14 protein-coding genes are annotated in these 17,719 nt (G+C 38.6%); 13 read left to right on the plus strand and 1 reads right to left on the minus strand.

Annotation, left to right across the window (positions count from 1 at the left end; translation table 11 throughout):
• Window positions 1–268: 268 nt before the first annotated feature.
• On the minus strand, window positions 269–1,468 hold the full coding sequence (locus JF53_RS02645) for an MFS transporter (RefSeq protein WP_047980552.1): 1,200 nt from the start codon (window positions 1,466–1,468) through the stop codon (window positions 269–271).
• Between the two features lie 241 nt (window positions 1,469–1,709).
• Here JF53_RS02645 and JF53_RS02650 point away from each other — a divergent pair, with 241 nt between their 5' ends.
• The 13 genes from JF53_RS02650 to JF53_RS02710 all read left to right on the plus strand — a co-directional run bounded on the left by JF53_RS02650 (window position 1,710) and on the right by JF53_RS02710 (window position 17,718).
• Window positions 1,710–2,615, plus strand: a complete 906-nt coding sequence (locus JF53_RS02650) for a DUF1002 domain-containing protein (RefSeq protein WP_047980553.1) — start codon at window positions 1,710–1,712, stop codon at window positions 2,613–2,615.
• A gap of 262 nt (window positions 2,616–2,877) precedes the next feature.
• Complete coding sequence (locus JF53_RS02655; RefSeq protein WP_047980554.1) at window positions 2,878–4,554, plus strand: peptide ABC transporter substrate-binding protein; 1,677 nt, start codon at window positions 2,878–2,880, stop codon at window positions 4,552–4,554.
• 314 nt (window positions 4,555–4,868) lie between these two features.
• Complete coding sequence (locus JF53_RS02660) at window positions 4,869–5,804, plus strand: ABC transporter permease (protein ID WP_047980555.1); 936 nt, start codon at window positions 4,869–4,871, stop codon at window positions 5,802–5,804.
• The gene (locus JF53_RS02665) at window positions 5,804–6,727 is read left to right on the plus strand and encodes an ABC transporter permease (RefSeq protein WP_157052454.1); all 924 of its coding nucleotides are present in this window, start codon (window positions 5,804–5,806) and stop codon (window positions 6,725–6,727) included. The genes JF53_RS02660 and JF53_RS02665 overlap by 1 nt, the downstream gene beginning before the upstream one ends.
• A 15-nt stretch (window positions 6,728–6,742) precedes the next feature.
• Window positions 6,743–7,771 carry an ABC transporter ATP-binding protein gene (locus JF53_RS02670; protein WP_047980557.1) on the plus strand — a complete coding sequence of 343 codons (1,029 nt, stop codon included), beginning with the start codon at window positions 6,743–6,745 and terminating at the stop codon, window positions 7,769–7,771.
• Window positions 7,764–8,744, plus strand: a complete 981-nt coding sequence (locus JF53_RS02675) for an ABC transporter ATP-binding protein (RefSeq protein WP_047980558.1) — start codon at window positions 7,764–7,766, stop codon at window positions 8,742–8,744. The genes JF53_RS02670 and JF53_RS02675 overlap by 8 nt, the downstream gene beginning before the upstream one ends.
• Window positions 8,745–9,529: 785 nt before the next feature.
• The gene (locus JF53_RS02680; protein ID WP_047980559.1) at window positions 9,530–10,543 is read left to right on the plus strand and encodes an ABC transporter ATP-binding protein; all 1,014 of its coding nucleotides are present in this window, start codon (window positions 9,530–9,532) and stop codon (window positions 10,541–10,543) included.
• Entirely contained in the window at window positions 10,530–11,462 is a 933-nt protein-coding gene (locus JF53_RS02685; protein ID WP_047980560.1) for an ABC transporter ATP-binding protein, read from the plus strand. The genes JF53_RS02680 and JF53_RS02685 overlap by 14 nt, the downstream gene beginning before the upstream one ends.
• A gap of 4 nt (window positions 11,463–11,466) precedes the next feature.
• Entirely contained in the window at window positions 11,467–12,429 is a 963-nt protein-coding gene (gene opp4B / locus JF53_RS02690; protein WP_047980561.1) for an oligopeptide ABC transporter permease, read from the plus strand.
• Window positions 12,430–12,455: 26 nt separating this feature from the next.
• Window positions 12,456–13,361: an ABC transporter permease gene (locus JF53_RS02695; RefSeq protein ID WP_047980562.1), complete on the plus strand. Its 906-nt coding sequence runs from the start codon at window positions 12,456–12,458 to the stop codon at window positions 13,359–13,361.
• Window positions 13,362–13,454: 93 nt separating this feature from the next.
• Window positions 13,455–15,281 carry an oligopeptide ABC transporter substrate-binding protein gene (opp4A, locus tag JF53_RS02700; RefSeq protein ID WP_047980563.1) on the plus strand — a complete coding sequence of 609 codons (1,827 nt, stop codon included), beginning with the start codon at window positions 13,455–13,457 and terminating at the stop codon, window positions 15,279–15,281.
• 501 nt (window positions 15,282–15,782) lie between these two features.
• A complete protein-coding gene (locus tag JF53_RS02705) occupies window positions 15,783–16,799 on the plus strand; it encodes an ABC transporter ATP-binding protein (protein ID WP_047980564.1) in 1,017 nt (338 codons plus the stop codon).
• On the plus strand, window positions 16,786–17,718 hold the full coding sequence (locus tag JF53_RS02710; protein ID WP_047980565.1) for an ABC transporter ATP-binding protein: 933 nt from the start codon (window positions 16,786–16,788) through the stop codon (window positions 17,716–17,718). The genes JF53_RS02705 and JF53_RS02710 overlap by 14 nt, the downstream gene beginning before the upstream one ends.
• Window position 17,719: the final 1 nt, after the last annotated feature.

The raw sequence follows: 17,719 nt of genomic DNA on the forward strand, positions 1-17,719 counted from the left end.
CCCGCAGTGAGGGTGCTACTTGAATAACCTTCTTCGTTCCCTTGCGCTGAGGAAGCATACTCCGAAGCGATACTAGCAGACACAGGCGCACTGCTTTTCAGCGCGAGGAGGCTCAGCAGCCCCCGCGGCAAGGTAGACACTGCGAGGTAGTTTCGAGCAGATGTCACCCCTGTGCTGGAAGTGAAAGCGAAGTATATTCCCGGAGCGGGTATCGTGCTCCAACGTTCGGATTTTATCTAACCATTAACACTTATGTCCCAGCCCCTGGTTAATGTGAAGATATGGTGTGGCTACTGTTTTCTGTGGCGTATTCAAATTTATACCAGGCTACTAAGAGAAATACACCACTTAGGATGAGTAGACCGCCAGTCACTAGAAATACGGATGATATACCGTAAAAACCCGCAATAAATCCACCGAGTGCGGGTCCAATAATGTTTCCGAGAAAACGTAGGCTAGTGTTATATCCAAGAACTTCCCCTTGCATGGATAATGGTGCCTCTTGACGAATGTAGGCAATTCTAAGTGGGATAATCCCACCAATCGAGACGCCTAACAGAAAACGGACGATAACGAGCTGCCAGATCGACTGAACAAATGCTCCGGGTAAATAGACAATTCCTGCCATGAACAGAAGTATAATTAATATTTTTACATAACCGATACGATCTCCTAATTTACCCCAATTACGTGCCATCAATAAATTCCCAACCCCAGCAGCTGAAAAAGCAATCCCGGCAAAAAAGGCAATACTTGATGCGCCATGAATTTCCTCTACATATAAGGACAAGATTGGCTGAACGCTAAAGTGTGCAATCTGCACGAGTGCAGAAATTAGCATCACGACAAGTAATACAGGCTGCCTTACAATGTGCAGAAGTACTTCCTTCCGTGAATAATGCTTATGATCCTTATCTTCAGCAATAGGAAGTGGCTCCTCTTTAACGCCAAAAATAACAATTACACTAGAAAGTAGGATGGCAATAGAAATCCATTTAAATGTTGTGGAAAAGCCAAACGCATCGGCTAATGCGCCACCTAATAGTGGCCCCATTAACGAACCAGTGATACTACCAGTTTGTAATGTGCCTAGCACACGGCCTGCGATATTCTTAGGTGTCTGGGTGGCAATAAGTGCTTGAGACATCGGAATAAATCCAGTAAATACACCCATTAGTAGCCGGAGCATAAATAGCTGCCAGACATTTGTCGCAAATCCCATTAAAAAGACAGAAAGCCCAATTCCACTAGAAAAAAAGATTAATAGTTTCTTACGACCATATTTGTCTCCGATTCTTCCCCATATCGGAGCAAATAAAAACGCTGCAATAAAGGTAACTAGAAATACCCAGCCAGCCCAATTCTGTACATATACATCAGAAAAATTACCAAACGATGCGATATATAAAGACAGGAATGGGATAACCATGGTCGTACTTCCAGCAATGAAAAAATTTGCAAACCACATAATGACTAAATTACGTTTTACATTGGTGTTTTCAGTATTAATTGGTACGTGCCTTCCTTCTGTAAAATTATTTCGCTACCCTAAATATAACGGAAACCGAAATAAATTTAAAGTATTTATTTCTAGCACATATTGGAGATTTCGAATAGACCTAAGTATAATGAGACTAATCAATCATATTCATATTAAAATAGGACAAACATAACTTTAGCGATAATAATGGAAAAGGAGTTACGAAAACATGAAACCTTTCTTTAAAATAACGAGTGTCATCGTGTTAGTGGTTAGTTTGCTAGCGTGTGTTATTTCACCTGTAGCTGCAGAAGATGTCATTGATGAAAAAAATGGCTTACCCATTGTTGTATATGGTGGAAACTTAACCGATGAGCAAAAAGCACAGACAAAAGAGTTATTAGAGTTATCGGATACAGAAACGGTTGAAGAATACACAGTGACGGGTGAAGATTTAGCGAATTATATTGGTGGAAATGCGAATTCAAGGATGTTTTCCTCTGCGAAAATTACTATAGAAGATACTGGTGGGTTGGATGTTTCGATTATTACACCGGAGAATATCACAGAGGTTACCAACGAAATGTATGCCAATGCATTATTAACAGCGGGAGTAGAAAATGCGACCGTTTTGGTAGCATCACCTGTTGCTGTAACAGGGCATTCGGCACTAACTGGTATCTATAAAGCATATGATGTGCAAGGTGTAGAGTTAGACAAAGAACGGATGGAGCTTGCAAATGAAGAACTGGGACTTGCCACTGATCTGGTTAAGAATGCTGGTCTAACGCAAGAACAGGTGAGCAACTTAATTACCGAAATTAAGCAAGCTATTGCTGAGCAAAATCCTGCCACAGTGGAGGATGTAGAACGAATTGTTCAGGAGCAATTAGATAAATTGAATATTACATTAAGTGAGGAATATAAACAATTATTAATTGATTTATTTGATAAAATGCGTCACTTGAACATCGATTTTGGCCAAGTATCTGAACAATTGAACGATATTGCTTCTAAAGTAAAAGATAAGATTACAGATTTAGTAAATGATGAGGGATTTTGGGATAGTATTGGAAACTTTTTTAAACAGCTGGTAAACGCGATTACAGATTTTTTCTCAAGCTTATTTAAGTAATGAAAGAATAGCCGTGATCTTCTAATAGACTAGGAGAGTCGCGGCTTTTTTATTGCGTCTAAAGCACCATAAATTTAACGGAAAATTTACAATATATGACTATTTACTTATATTTGAATACAGTAAAATATAGTACTATATTAAATTTTTTCAAAAAAATAGATGAAATATTTAATGATAAGTTGTATAATTGTTTTCAAGGTTCAAGATTTAGACTGTCTTGAATTGTTAGAATCATTAAAAAACGGGAGGGTCTACAAATATGAAATTTAAAAAGTGGTCATTACTATTTGTTCTAGTTCTGGCTATGGGTCTTTTTCTAGCTGCTTGTGGCGGTGACGATGAGGCTGGTAGCGAAACAGATGGCGGAACAGAAACAGGTGGCGAAACAGAAGGTACTGATACTGAAGGTACAGAAACAGTTGAACAAGTACTTAATGTCAATATTAAAACTGAACCACCTTCATTAAATCCTGGTACAGCAACAGATACTACTTCTGGTGCAATTCTTGATCAGGTATTTGAAGGTTTAATGCGAATTAACCAAGAAGGTGTCGTAGAACCAGCAATGGCAGCAGGTGAGCCAGAAGTATCTGATGACTTATTAACGTACACATTTACAATTCGTGATGATGCAGTTTGGTCTAACGGTGACCCTGTAACAGCAGCAGATTTCGAATATGCATGGAAATGGGTATTAGATCCTAATAATGCGGACACTGATTATGCATATCAATTATATGTAATCAAAGGTGCTCAAGCTGCTAAAGAAGAAGGAGCATCATTAGATGAAGTTGGCGTTAAAGCTGTTGATGAAAAAACGCTAGAAGTTACATTAGAACAACCAACTCCATATTTCTTAGATTTAACGGCTTTCTATACTTACTACCCTGTTAATAAAAATGTTGTTGAGGGTAACGCTGATTGGGCACTTGATGCAGGTGAGAACTACGTAACTAACGGACCATTCTTGCTTGATTCTTGGGCACACTCAGACAAAGTTGTACTTACAAAGAATCCTGAATATTGGGATGCTGAAACTGTAAAACTTGAAACAATCAATATGTTCATGGTTGATGATGAAAACACTGCACTTGAAATGTATAATGCAGGAGATCTTGATTGGGTAGGATCACCAACTGACTCACTACCATTAGCTTCAATCCCAGCATTAAAAGAAGATGGATCACTTAATATTTCATCTTTAGCTGGTGTATACTACTATGCATTTAATACAGAAGCAGCACCATTTGATAACGAAAATATTCGTAAAGCATTTGCATTAGCAATTAACCGTCAAGGTATTGTTGAGAACATTACAAAAGGTGAACAGCAACCAGCAATGGCGCTAGTACCACCGTCAATTTTTGAAGAAAACAATGAAGGATACTTCGCTGATAATGATGTAGAACAAGCGAAAGAATACCTAGAAGCGGGCTTAGAAGAGCTTGGCTTATCTGAATTACCACCAATTACACTATCTTACAATACAGATGAAGCACATGCTACAATTGCGCAAGCTGTTCAAGATATGTGGAGTACTAACCTAGGTGTTGATGTAACACTTGGTAATGAAGAGTGGAATGTATACCTAGATTCAATGGGTTCAGGTAACTACCAAGTTGGACGTATGGGATGGCTTGCAGACTTTAACGATGCAATCAACTTCCTTGAAATCTTCCAACAAGTAGGTGGAAACAACTACACGAACTGGGAAGATGCAGAGTACCAAGAATTACTTGCACAATCTAGAACTGAAACAGATGCAGCTGCACGTAAAGAAATCTTACGTCAAGCAGAGCAAATCTTCATGGATGCAATGCCAATTGCGCCAATCTACTTCTACACGAATGTTTGGATTAGCCAAGATTACGTGAAGAACATCGAAGTTTCAGGACTTGGTGGCGTACAGTACAAGTGGGGCTATATTGAAAAATAATAGTTCACTATAATAATTGAAAACAAGAAGCAAATAACCAAGATGGGAAGCACGCAACAAAAGTGTTTCTTGTCTTGGTTGCTTCCTTATATAGGGTTAATTTATCTAACATTACTAAGTTTTCTACAAATTTTGAGAATAATAATTTAATATGTAACGAGAGATGCAAACCAAAAACGAGACTCCTTATAGAAATACTAGACTATCGTATTTCATTGCATATTTTATGAGCTTATTCTCTTACTTGAAAAAAGTGGTATGGGGGGAGCTTGTCTCGCTCTATTTTTAATTTTACGTCATTGGAGGTGGATGTGTTGGCAAAGTATTTATTAAAGAGATTAGCGTATATTCTGCTATCCCTTTTCTTAATTATAACCGTCACGTTCTTCATCATGAAAGCGGCGCCGGGTGGACCATTTGCTTCAGAACGTAGATTACCACCGGCAATTGAAGAACAAATGAACGAAGCATATGGATTGAATGATCCAATTATTGTACAATACGTTGATTATCTAGTTAATGCGCTAACATTTGACTTCGGACCTTCCTTTAAATATGAAGGACAAGAAGTCATGGATATAATTTTACGTGGTTTCCCGTACTCCCTTATTTTAGGGCTAGAGGCAATATTTATTGCTTTAGGGATCGGTGTCTTACTCGGAGTATTTGCAGCACTAAAGCATAATAAATTTGGTGATTATACTGCAATGGTTATTGCGGTGCTTGGAATCTCAGTACCGAGCTTTATCATGGCTACCATACTACAATTTATTTTTGCATCGAAGCTAGAATGGTTCTCGATCGCTCGTATGGAGTCATTTTCAGATACGATATTACCCGCACTAGCATTAGCGACAACACCACTAGCATTTATTGCGCGATTAATGCGCTCTAGTATGTTAGATGTGTTGCATTCAGATTATATTAAAACTGCAAAGGCAAAAGGAATGAGCCAACGCATCGTTACGTATAAGCACGGTCTTAGGAATGCCATGTTACCGGTTGTTTCCTATATTGGGCCATTGGTTGCGGGTATTTTAACGGGTAGTTTTATTATTGAACAAATATTTGGGATTCCTGGACTCGGAAAAGAGTTCGTGACTAGTATTACCAATCGTGATTACACGGTTATTATGGGAACTACCGTCTTTTACAGTGTCATTCTATTATTCTCTATTTTAATTGTTGATTTAATTTATGGATTAATAGATCCGAGAATAAAAGTAGCTGCAAAGGCAGGTGAGAAATGATGGCACAATCACAATTAACAAGCGCAGACTTCGAACCACTGCATGTTGACCAAGCGGAATCAGAACGTATAGTTGGAAAGAGTACCTCCTTTTGGAAGGACGCTTGGAGAAGATTTGGTAAGAACAAGCTAGCACTAGCTGGAATTATCGTAATAGCTTTGTTAGCATTAATGGCTTTTATCGGGGCACCGATTTCGGGTGAGAACTATAAAGATAATGACTTAATGAGTGGTAACCAAACGCCATCCGCTGATCACTGGTTTGGAACCGATAGTTTAGGTCGTGATATATTTGCCAGAACATGGGAAGGTGCAAAAATCTCCCTATTCATTGGGTTAATGGCAGCATTCCTCGATTTAGTTATTGGGGTAATTTTAGGAGCGGTTGCTGGATTTGTCGGCGGTAGGGTCGATGAGTATATCATGCGATTTGCTGATATTTTATCTGGTGTACCATACTTGCTCGTTGTTATTCTCCTCATGGTGGTAATGCCACAAGGCTTATGGACGATGATCCTCGCGATGGTTATAACTGGGTGGATCAATATGGCAAGAATCGTCCGTGGTCAGGTTATGCAAATGCGATCAGAGGAGTATGTCTTAGCGTCAAGATCGTTAGGAGCTAGTAATTCAAGACTCTTATTTAAGCATTTAATTCCGAACACATTCGGACCAATCCTTGTAACATTAACATTAACAGTACCATCCGCTATTTTCACGGAAGCATTCTTGAGCTTCTTAGGATTAGGGGTACCTGCACCACTCGCGAGTTGGGGCGTTATGACAAGTGATGCGCTAGGTTCGTTTAAATATTATCCATATCAGCTGTTCTTTCCAGCATTTTTCATCTGTTTAACCATGCTAGCATTTAATGTAATTGGTGATGGATTAAGAGATGCACTAGATCCGAAAGAACGTAAGTAGGGAGGAGGATGCGAAATGAAAAAAATACTAAGCGTAAAAAATCTTTCTGTATCATTTGATACCTATAATGCAGAAGTAAAGGCTGTGCGTGATGTATCATTTGACTTACACGAGCGGGAAACATTAGCAATAGTTGGGGAATCTGGATCAGGAAAAAGTGTTACGGCTCAGTCTGTTATGCGTCTGATTCCTATGCCTCCCGGAAAATTTGTCAATGGTTCAATTGTGTTTGATGGGGAAGATTTAACAGAGAAATCGGAAAAGCAAATGGAGAGCATTCGCGGGAAAGAAATCGGGATGATTTTTCAGGATCCAATGACTTCATTGAACCCTACCATGACGATTGGAAAACAAATAGCAGAAGGTTTAATTAAGCACCAAAATATGTCCAAACAAGAAGCACACAATCGTGGTGTAGAGTTACTGAAGCTAGTTGGAATTCCAACCCCCGAGAAACGTATTGATCAGTACCCACATGAGTTTTCAGGTGGGATGAGACAACGTGCTATGATTGCGATTGCGTTAGCTTGTAATCCGAAGATTCTTATAGCGGATGAGCCGACAACAGCACTAGATGTTACCATCCAAGCACAGATCTTGGATTTAATGAAAGAATTACAAAAAGAAACTGGTACCGCAATAATCCTCATCACTCATGACCTTGGTGTCGTTGCTAATGCAGCAAACCGTGTAGCGGTTATGTATGGTGGTAAAATTGTGGAGACAGGTTCAGTCGATGAGATTTTCTATAATCCGAAGCATCCGTATACTTGGGGACTGCTAGGATCCATGCCGAAGCTAGACCAACAAGGCGAGGAACTACAAGCAATTCCTGGATCGCCTCCAGATTTAGCTGATCCACCAAAAGGTTGTCCGTTTGCTGCTCGTTGTCCATATGCGATGAAGGCCTGTGGAACACAAATGCCAGCATATTACGAGTTATCTGATACACAAAAAACGGCTTGTTGGTTATTGGATGAGCGTGCACCGAAAGTGGAACCGCCAGAGTTTGTAAATGTTGGAGGTGCGAAGGTAAATGGCTAATGCAAAGGAAACATTAATAGAAGTAAAAGATTTAAAACGTCATTTTAAAGTAGACCGTCAAAACGTGTTAAAGGCAGTGGACGGAGTGTCATTTGCCATCTATAAGGGAGAAACATTTGGTCTAGTAGGGGAATCTGGCTGTGGTAAATCAACTGCTGGCCGTACAATTATGGGACTTTATCAAGCATCCGATGGAGAAGTTACCTTCAAAGGTGCTAGTGTACATGGCAAAAAATCTAAACAAGAATTAAAAGACTTAAATCGCAGCATGCAAATGATTTTCCAGGATCCATACGCTTCCTTGAATCCAAGAATGACGGTAAAAGATATTATCGCAGAAGGTATCGACATTCATGGGCTTGCGAAAACAAAAGAGGAACGAACAAATCGTGTCAATGAATTGTTAGAGACGGTTGGATTAAATGCGGAGCATGGAAATCGTTATCCACATGAATTTAGTGGTGGACAACGCCAGCGGATTGGGATTGCCAGAGCACTTGCTGTAGACCCGGATTTCATTGTTGCCGATGAACCAATCTCAGCGTTAGACGTATCGATTCAAGCGCAAGTTGTAAACCTGTTGAAAAAGCTTCAAAAGGAAAGAGGATTAACCTACCTCTTTATTGCCCATGATTTATCCATGGTGAAGCATATCAGTGACCGAGTTGGTGTTATGTATTTAGGAAACATGGTTGAGATTTCAACAAGTGATGATCTATACGAAGAACCATTACATCCATATACACAAGCATTATTAAGTGCAATTCCAATCGCAGATCCACAGGTGGAACGTTCCCGGGAACGAATCATTGTAGAGGGAGATGTACCTAGCCCGATCAATCCACCGAGTGGCTGTCGTTTTCGGACAAGATGCCCAATGGCAATGGAAATATGCTCGAAAGTAGAACCAAAACTTGCCGAGCATAAACCAGATCACTGGGTAGCTTGCCATTTATATGGCGAAGAAAATTAACGTATAAGAGATTTATTCTACGGAATAAGTCTCTTTTTTTATGGAATGAATATTGCGGTATCTGATCGATTGTAACGTTACGCTGAATTAGTGGTCGTTACCGCTGAATTCCACCTCACAACTCCCTAATCGAATCTATAATCCAACCGCAGCTACGAATCCCGAACAAAACAGATTTAATGCCGAAGTGCCATTCAGTTATCCCGAACGAATGCGATACAGTCCCGAACAACACGTAGAATCCCGAATGAATGGGACACACTCCCGAACATCGCGGATAAATCCCGAAGCAATGTAGCGCACTCCCGAACATCCGTGCATAAATCCCGAAGCAACGCCACCACACTCCTGAACGCAGCGACCACGCCCTAGCAATAAATGAACAAATCGTTAAAATAGTGACAAAATACAGTTATTTAACGACACAGAATATTGACAATTTTATAGATAACATTATCTAGTGATAAAGTAGGATAAAAAAATTAGAAAAAATTCTCGTTTAAGTCAAGTGGGTCTAAACCTATACCTATAAAGGAATCACGCGCTTTCTCCTATAAGTAAAATTACCTAATAACTGTAGTAAAGTTACTATTTTTCTAAAAATAGACGTGCATTCTTAAAAAAATGGTAGTATAATAGTTTCTATCACATAAATTCAATAACACTAAATTATCAGAATAATTTAAACAATAATAAGATTGGCTTGTTTCATAAATTCTACAAAGATGTATACCCTAAAAAGGCATATTGTCTTGGGCGACACGATAGAAATAGGGGGATTAAGAATGGCTGAGAAATTATTAGAAATTAATAATCTAACAACATCATTTCGTATAAAAGATGATTACTATGCAGCGGTTGATAATGTTTCACTAACGGTTAATAAAAATGAAGTATTAGCAATCGTTGGAGAGTCAGGCTGTGGAAAGAGTGCATTGGCATTCTCAATCATGGGACTTCATACCCGTGCCAAGATTGAAGGAGATATCCTTTTCAAAGATAAAAACATCGCTAAAATGACGCCATCTGAATTTAATAAAGTTCGTGGGAAAGACTTAGGAATGATTTTCCAGGATCCATTAACGTCATTAAACCCTTTAATGGAAATTGGCGAGCAGATTGGTGAAACCCTACTATTACACAATAAGAATCTTTCAAAGGCTAAGCGTACAGAAAGAGTTTTAGACCTATTAAATAAAGTTGGAATTCCACGTGCTGATCACGTGATTAACCAATTTCCTCATGAATTATCCGGAGGGATGCGCCAACGTGTTATGATCGCGATGGCAATTGCTAATGAGCCGGAGCTATTAATTGCGGACGAGCCAACAACAGCATTGGATGTAACCATTCAATCTCAAATATTAGAGTTAATCAATAAATTGAAGAACGAAATGAATTCAGGGATTGTCTTAATTACACATGACCTTGGTGTTGTTGCTGAAATGGCAGACCGTGTAGCGGTTATGTATGCAGGACAAATTGTTGAGATTGCTGATGTTAATACACTATTTTCAAACCCGTTACATCCGTATACCAAATCATTATTAAACTCTGTGCCGAACGCAAGTACAGAACAAGATAAATTACATGTCATACAAGGTATTGTTCCTTCATTACAAAACCTACCAAGAGAAGGCTGTCGTTTTGGTGCCAGAATTCCATGGGTAGATGAATCTGCTCATGAAGAACATCCAGAATTAAAAGAAGTATCAGCAGGGCATTATGTGCGTTGTACATGCTATAAGCATTTCAGATTCCCTGATGAAAGCAAGGAGGAACAACATGTCATATCTTGAGGTTAACGATTTAAAAATTCACTTTCCTATTAAAGGCGGTATTTTTGGAGGGACAGTAGGACATGTCAAAGCAGTGGATGGCGTATCCTTCTCCTTAGAAAAAGGTAAAACATACGGACTAGTAGGAGAATCTGGTTCTGGGAAAACAACTACAGGCAGATCGATTATTGGTTTAAACGATATTACATCAGGAAGTGTCTTGTTTGATGGACAAAATATTACTGACATAAGACGGGCAGGTTCTGATGTGCGTCGTAATATCCAAATGATTTTCCAAGATCCGTATTCTTCTTTAAATCCGAAAAAACGTGTTGCAGATATCGTGGCAGAGCCACTTCGCAATTTTGAAAAGCTAACGAAAAAAGAAGAACGTAAACGAGTTCAAGAATTAATGGAGCTTGTAGGACTTAGTCCAGAAAGCATTTTAAAGTATCCACATGAATTCTCTGGTGGACAACGCCAAAGAATTGGGATTGCTAGAGCAATTGCATTAAAACCAAAACTAATTATCGCTGATGAACCAGTATCCGCATTGGATGTATCTGTTCAAGCGCAAGTTCTAAACTTTATGAAAGAGATTCAAAAAGAATTAGATTTAACCTATCTTTTCATTAGTCATGATTTAGGGGTAATCAAACATATGTGTGATCACATCGGTATTATGTATAAGGGTCGCTATGTGGAAGAGGGCACGGCAACCGATATATTCAACGAGCCACAGCACATTTATACAAAACGACTAGTTGCGGCAATACCGGATATTGATCCGAATAAACGTGAAGAAAAGCGAAAATTCCGAGAAGAAGTGAAATTGGAATATGAAAAATCCTTCAATGATTACTTTGATGAAGAAGGATTAGCTTATAAATTACAGCCAGTGTCTGATACGCATTTAGTGGCTTTACCGGAGAAAGGTTGATATTATGTGGAAATTTAGTATTCGACGCTCATTAATCATGATTCCTCAATTAATCATACTAAGTATCTTGATTTTTGTGCTTGCACAATTAATGCCAGGGGACGCTCTATCTGGACAAGTTGGTCCGGATGTGGATCCGAAGCGACTGGATGAAATTAGAGAAGAAATGGGCTGGAATGATCCTTGGCATGAACAATATGGACGCTGGATTGGTGGCGTTGTTAAAGGTGATCTAGGCGATTCCTTCCGATTCAAAATGCCTGTAACAGAGTTAATTGGCCAACGTATTGCCAACTCATTCTGGTTATCAGTCGTTACGCTAATTATCACCTATTTGATTGCCATTCCATTAGGGATTACAAGTGGTCGTTATAACGATACATGGCGTGACCAGCTCGTAACCGGCTATACGTATGTTGGGTTTGCGACACCATTATTCATCTTCGCGCTTGTTATGCTATGGCTATTTGGGTTCAAGCTCGGCTGGTTCCCAACGAGTGGTAGTGTTACACCTGGTCTTACGCCAGGAACATTCGATTACTTTGTAAGCAAGGTATATCACATGCTATTACCGGCGATTTCGATGGCATTAATTACAACGTATAGCACCATTCAATATTTACGTAATGAAATCGTAGATACAAAGCAAAAAGAATTCATTTTAACAGCGAGAGCAAAAGGTGCTTCTGAATCACGTGTATATAATCGTCATATTTTGAGAAACTCACTATTACCGATTGCTGCATTCTTTGGATTTGAGATTACTGGATTAATCGGCGGGTCGATCTTCATTGAGAATATTTTCGGTTATCCAGGTATGGGACAATTACTAGTCGAATCAATCACATTACGTGATTATACGGTTGTAACAGCAACGACATTACTGTTCGGTGTTGCGTCAATTGTAGGTGCACTACTTTCTGATATTATTCTTAGTCTTGTTGATCCAAGAATCCGTATTAAATAATTTGGCAAAACAGTGAGGTGAAGAAGATGGCAAACAACAAGACGAACGAGAAAGAAGTACAAGCTCCAATGAAAAGCCCATCTGGTTTTTCCATTATTTGGAGAGAGCTTGTTCGAGATAAAATTGCGTTAATTTCATTAGTATTTTTAATTCTAATCGTTGCATTTGTATTTGGTATATCCATTATTTTAGATCAAGATGAGATTGTTAAGGTAGATTTATTCTCCATTAATAAGCCGCCTTCTGATGAATTTATATTAGGTACTGATTACGGTGGTCGTGACATCTTTGGACAATTAATCATTGGAACGAGGAACTCACTTACAGTGGCGATTCTGGTAACCCTTATGACAGGGCTTATCGGAATTATCTACGGATTAATCTCTGGCTATTTCGGTGGGCAAATCGATAACATCATGATGCGTATATTGGATTTCTTCTTAATCCTACCATTTACAATGATTGTAATCGCATTTGTTGCAATTGTTCCGAAATATAACGTCATAACATTCTCGCTTATCATGACAGCGTTCCTCTGGATGGGGATAGCGCGATTGATTAGATCGAAAACATTACAGGAAAAAGAGCTAGATTATGTACAAGCATCGAAAACATTAGGATCATCGAATTTGAAAATAATGTTTAAGCAAGTATTGCCAAACCTAAGTTCACTTATGATCGTAACGATGACATTAAACTTAGCAGCTAATATTGGACTAGAGTCAGGGCTTTCTTTCTTGGGATTCGGTTTTCCAGAAAGCACACCAAGTCTGGGTACATTATTAAGCTATGCAACTAACCCACAAACACTGGAATATCGTTGGTGGATTTGGGTACCAGCATCAATCTTGATTTTATTATTAATGCTTTCCATTAATAATGTTGGACAAGCATTGAAACGGGCAACAGATGCAAGACAACGAAGAGGGTAAGAAAAGTACCATGATGACAATCATTTAGTTGGCTTGGCCGCGTCAATTGGAAGGGCCAAGAAAAAGCTATTTATTAAAAAGGGAGGCAACAAAATGAGCAAGACAAGCTTAAGTAAATCGTTATTAGCACTTATGTTAGTATTAGTGCTTGCACTAGCTGCTTGTGGTGGCGGTGATGACGCTTCTGACAAAGATAAAGACACAGAAGGTCAAGCTTCAAACAACCCTACTCCGAACGAGGATGGTATCTTCAACATTGATGATTTTAAAGTATCAACTTCAAATGATGCAGAAGCTATTGAAGATGGATCATTAACGTATGGTATCGTTTCGGATACAGTACTTGAAGGAACATTTAACTTCAACTTCTATTCAGGAGCTCCTGATTATGAAGTAATCGCTTGGTTCGATGAGCCATTATTCGATAATGATGAAAGCTATACGTACACACAAGACGGAGCAGCAACTTGGGAAGTTGACGACTCTGGTAAAGTTTACACATTCAAAATTAAAGATGGCGTAAACTGGCATGATGGTAAGCCTGTAACAGCTGAAGACTGGTTATTTGCTCATGAAGTGATTGGTCATAAAGATTACAAAGGTATTCGTTATGGCGCTGACTTTGAAAACATCGAAGGTATGGAAGAATACCATGCTGGAGAAGCAGATACAATTTCTGGTATTGAAGTAATTGATGAAAAAACATTACAAATCACATATAAAGAAGGCGGACCTTCTCTAATTACTGGAGGTATCTGGCCATATGCATTACCGAAGCATGTATTCGGTGAAATGGAAGTAGCAGAAATGCTTGAATCTGACGCGGTTCGTAAAAACCCAATTGGATTCGGTCCATATAAAGTAGAAAGCATCGTACCTGGTGAGTCTGTAACGATGGTTAAGAACGAAGACTACTGGCGTGGAGAGCCTGCTTTAGAGAAGGTTACTGTTAAAGTAGTATCCCCATCTACAGTAGTACAAGAATTGAAAACTGGTGGGGTAGATATGGTTGATAGCTTCCCAACAGATCAATTCCTAGATAATGCTGATATGTCAAATGTACAGTTCTTAGGTCAAATTGATGCAGCATACACGTATATTGGTTTCAAATTAGGTAAATGGAATGAAGAAGCAGGACAAGTAGAAGTAGATCCAAATGCAAAAATGGCTGACGTAAACTTACGTAGAGCTATGTGGTATGCAGTTGATAACAATGCTGTAGGAGATAACTTCTACAATGGATTACGTTGGAATGCAACTTCATTGATCATTCCATTCTTCCCAGAATACTACAATGCTGATATCGAAACACCAACATTCGATCCAGATGAGGCTAACAAAATTCTAGACGAAGCTGGCTATAAAGATGTTGATGGTGATGGAATGCGTGAAAACCCTGAAGGTGAAGAGTTAGTAATTAACTTCGCATCAATGTCAGGTGGAGACACTGCAGAACCAATCGCAAACTACTATATCCAAGCATGGGGTAATGTAGGACTTAATGTACAATTAGTAGATGGTCGTCTATTAGAATTCAACTCTTTCTATGATCGTGTAGAAGGTGACGATGAAGGTATCGACATCTATCAAGGTGCATGGGGAACTGGTACAGATGTAAACCCTGCTGGTATTTTCGCAGGAAACTCATTTGCTAACTACCCACGTTGGACTAATGAAGAAAATGATGAGTTATTAGCAAAAGGTTCTTCAATGGATGCAATGGATACTGCATACCGTAAAGAAGTTTACGATCAATGGCAACAATTAATGGTGGATAACATTCCATTGTTCCCAACATTATATCGTTCTGTTATTGTTCCAGTTAACAACCGTGTCGTTAATTACACATTAGATCCAGGTTCTGACCTACGTCGTTACGAAATCGGCGTATCACAAGCTGAACCAGTTGTAGCGGAATAATAGCAATTAGAAGAAGCTCTCAAGTAGGGCTTCTTCTTTTTTTATGTCCAATATAGTAAACAATCCAAATTTAGTAATCAATACACAGGTACTATAGCTTCCATAAAACACATTGCCAAAGCAGGTAAATACACCCAATTCCACTAATATATGTCGCTAATTCTAGCAACTATACCCTAATAATTATCCGTTATGTTCTTTTTAACGAAATAATCAAAAAAATTTAAAAGAAAAAATAAAAAAATACTTGTTAAAAGTCTGAAAATAATATATACTTTATAAAAATTGATAGTATATTACAGGATTGTTACGAATGTATAAAAATTGTGTAATTCAGTAATAAAAGTCCAAATATAATTATTGGAAAATTTAAAACAAATAGGTATTTAGTAGGGCAGAACAGAGAGAGAAGACCACCACACCATGACACTATATTCTGCTCTTTACTATGTTCTATCAATGCAAATTAAATTTTTGTAATATTTAGTTAGGGGGATTATTTTGGCAGAGAAGTTATTGGAAATCAAAAACTTAAAGACTTCATTTCGTATTCGAGATGAATACCATGCGGCGGTTGATGACGTTAGCCTTACAGTAAATCGAAATGAAGTACTTGCGATAGTTGGGGAATCTGGTTGTGGTAAGAGCGCACTCGCTTTTTCGATTATGGGTCTTCATAGTCGGGCAAAAATCGAGGGGAATATATTATTTCATGATGAAGATATCGCTAATATTTCACCGAGTAAGTTAAATAAGTTACGTGGTAAAAATATGGGAATGATTTTCCAAGATCCTTTAACTGCACTAAATCCACTAATGATTATTGGTGATCAAATAGGAGAAGCATTACTTCTCCATACAAAAGATTTATCAAAATCCAAACGAAAAGAAAAAGTTATAAATTTACTAGAAAAAGTAGGAATTCCTCGTCCGGATTATGTATATCATCAATTTCCGCATGAGCTATCTGGGGGAATGAGACAGCGGGTAGTAATTGCTACTGCCATTGCAAATGAGCCGGATATTTTAATTGCAGATGAGCCGACAACGGCACTGGATGTAACAATTCAATCGCAAATCTTAGATTTAATTAAAGATTTAAAGGAAGACATGAACTCCGGAATCGTCCTAATTACCCATGATTTAGGTGTCGTAGCAGAGATGGCGGATAGAGTTGCTGTTATGTATGCGGGACAAATTGTTGAATTAGCCGACATTCATTCACTATTTGACAATCCACTTCATCCTTATACAAGATCATTATTTAATTCCGTTCCTAATGCAAAAGAGGAACAGGATACATTACACGTTATTCAAGGAATTGTACCTTCCTTGCAAAATCTTCCGCGTGAGGGTTGTCGCTTTGCAGCACGTATCCCTTGGGTAGATGAATCAGCACATGAAGAAAATCCAGAATTGCATGAAGTAAAACCAGGACATTTTGTTCGTTGCACTTGCTATAAACATTTCAACTTCCCGGAAGAAAGTAAGGAGGAACAACAGCATGGCGTTTCTTAAGGTAGAGGATTTAAAGGTACATTTTCCAATTAAAGGCGGTCTTTTTGGAAGAACTTTAGATTACGTTCGAGCAGTTGATGGTGTTTCTTTTTCACTGGAAAAGGGGAAAACATACGGCCTGGTTGGAGAATCAGGATCTGGAAAATCAACTACTGGAAGAGCAATTATCGGATTGAATCATATTACTGATGGTGTCATAACCTTTGAGGATAAGCCAGTTACATTGGCTAAAACAGCCAAATCAGAAGCACGTAAAGATATTCAAATGATTTTCCAAGATCCATATTCTTCATTAAATCCGAAAAAGAGAGTATTAGATATTGTAGCAGAACCGTTACGGAATTTTGAAAAGCTATCCAAAAAAGAAGAAAGAATACGTGTACAGGAATTGTTAGAACTAGTTGGACTAAGTCCAGAAAGTATTTTGAAATACCCACATGAATTCTCTGGTGGACAACGTCAACGTATCGGTATCGCAAGGGCAGTCGCGCTGAAGCCGAAACTAATTATCGCAGATGAGCCAGTATCGGCACTTGATGTTTCTGTACAAGCCCAAGTACTGAACTTTATGAAGGAAATTCAGAACGAATTAGACCTTACGTATTTATTCATTAGTCATGATCTTGGGGTCATTAAACATATGTGTGATCACATTGGAATTATGTATAAAGGAAGATTTGTTGAGGAAGGAACGGCAAAAGAAATATTTGAACAACCACAACATATCTATACGAAGAGACTAGTTGCTGCTATTCCAGAAATTGATCCGAGTAAACGTGGTGAGCTGAAGCGATTCCGTGATGAGGTTAATAAGGAATATGAACAAGCCTATAATGATTATTTTGATACTGAAGGATTAGCCTATGCATTAAAACCAATAACGGATACACATCTCGTAGCATTACCGGAGAAAGGTTGAT

Origin of the sequence: Ornithinibacillus contaminans (assembly GCF_001038425.2) — a bacterium.
GTDB lineage: Bacteria > Bacillota > Bacilli > Bacillales > Amphibacillaceae > Ornithinibacillus > Ornithinibacillus contaminans.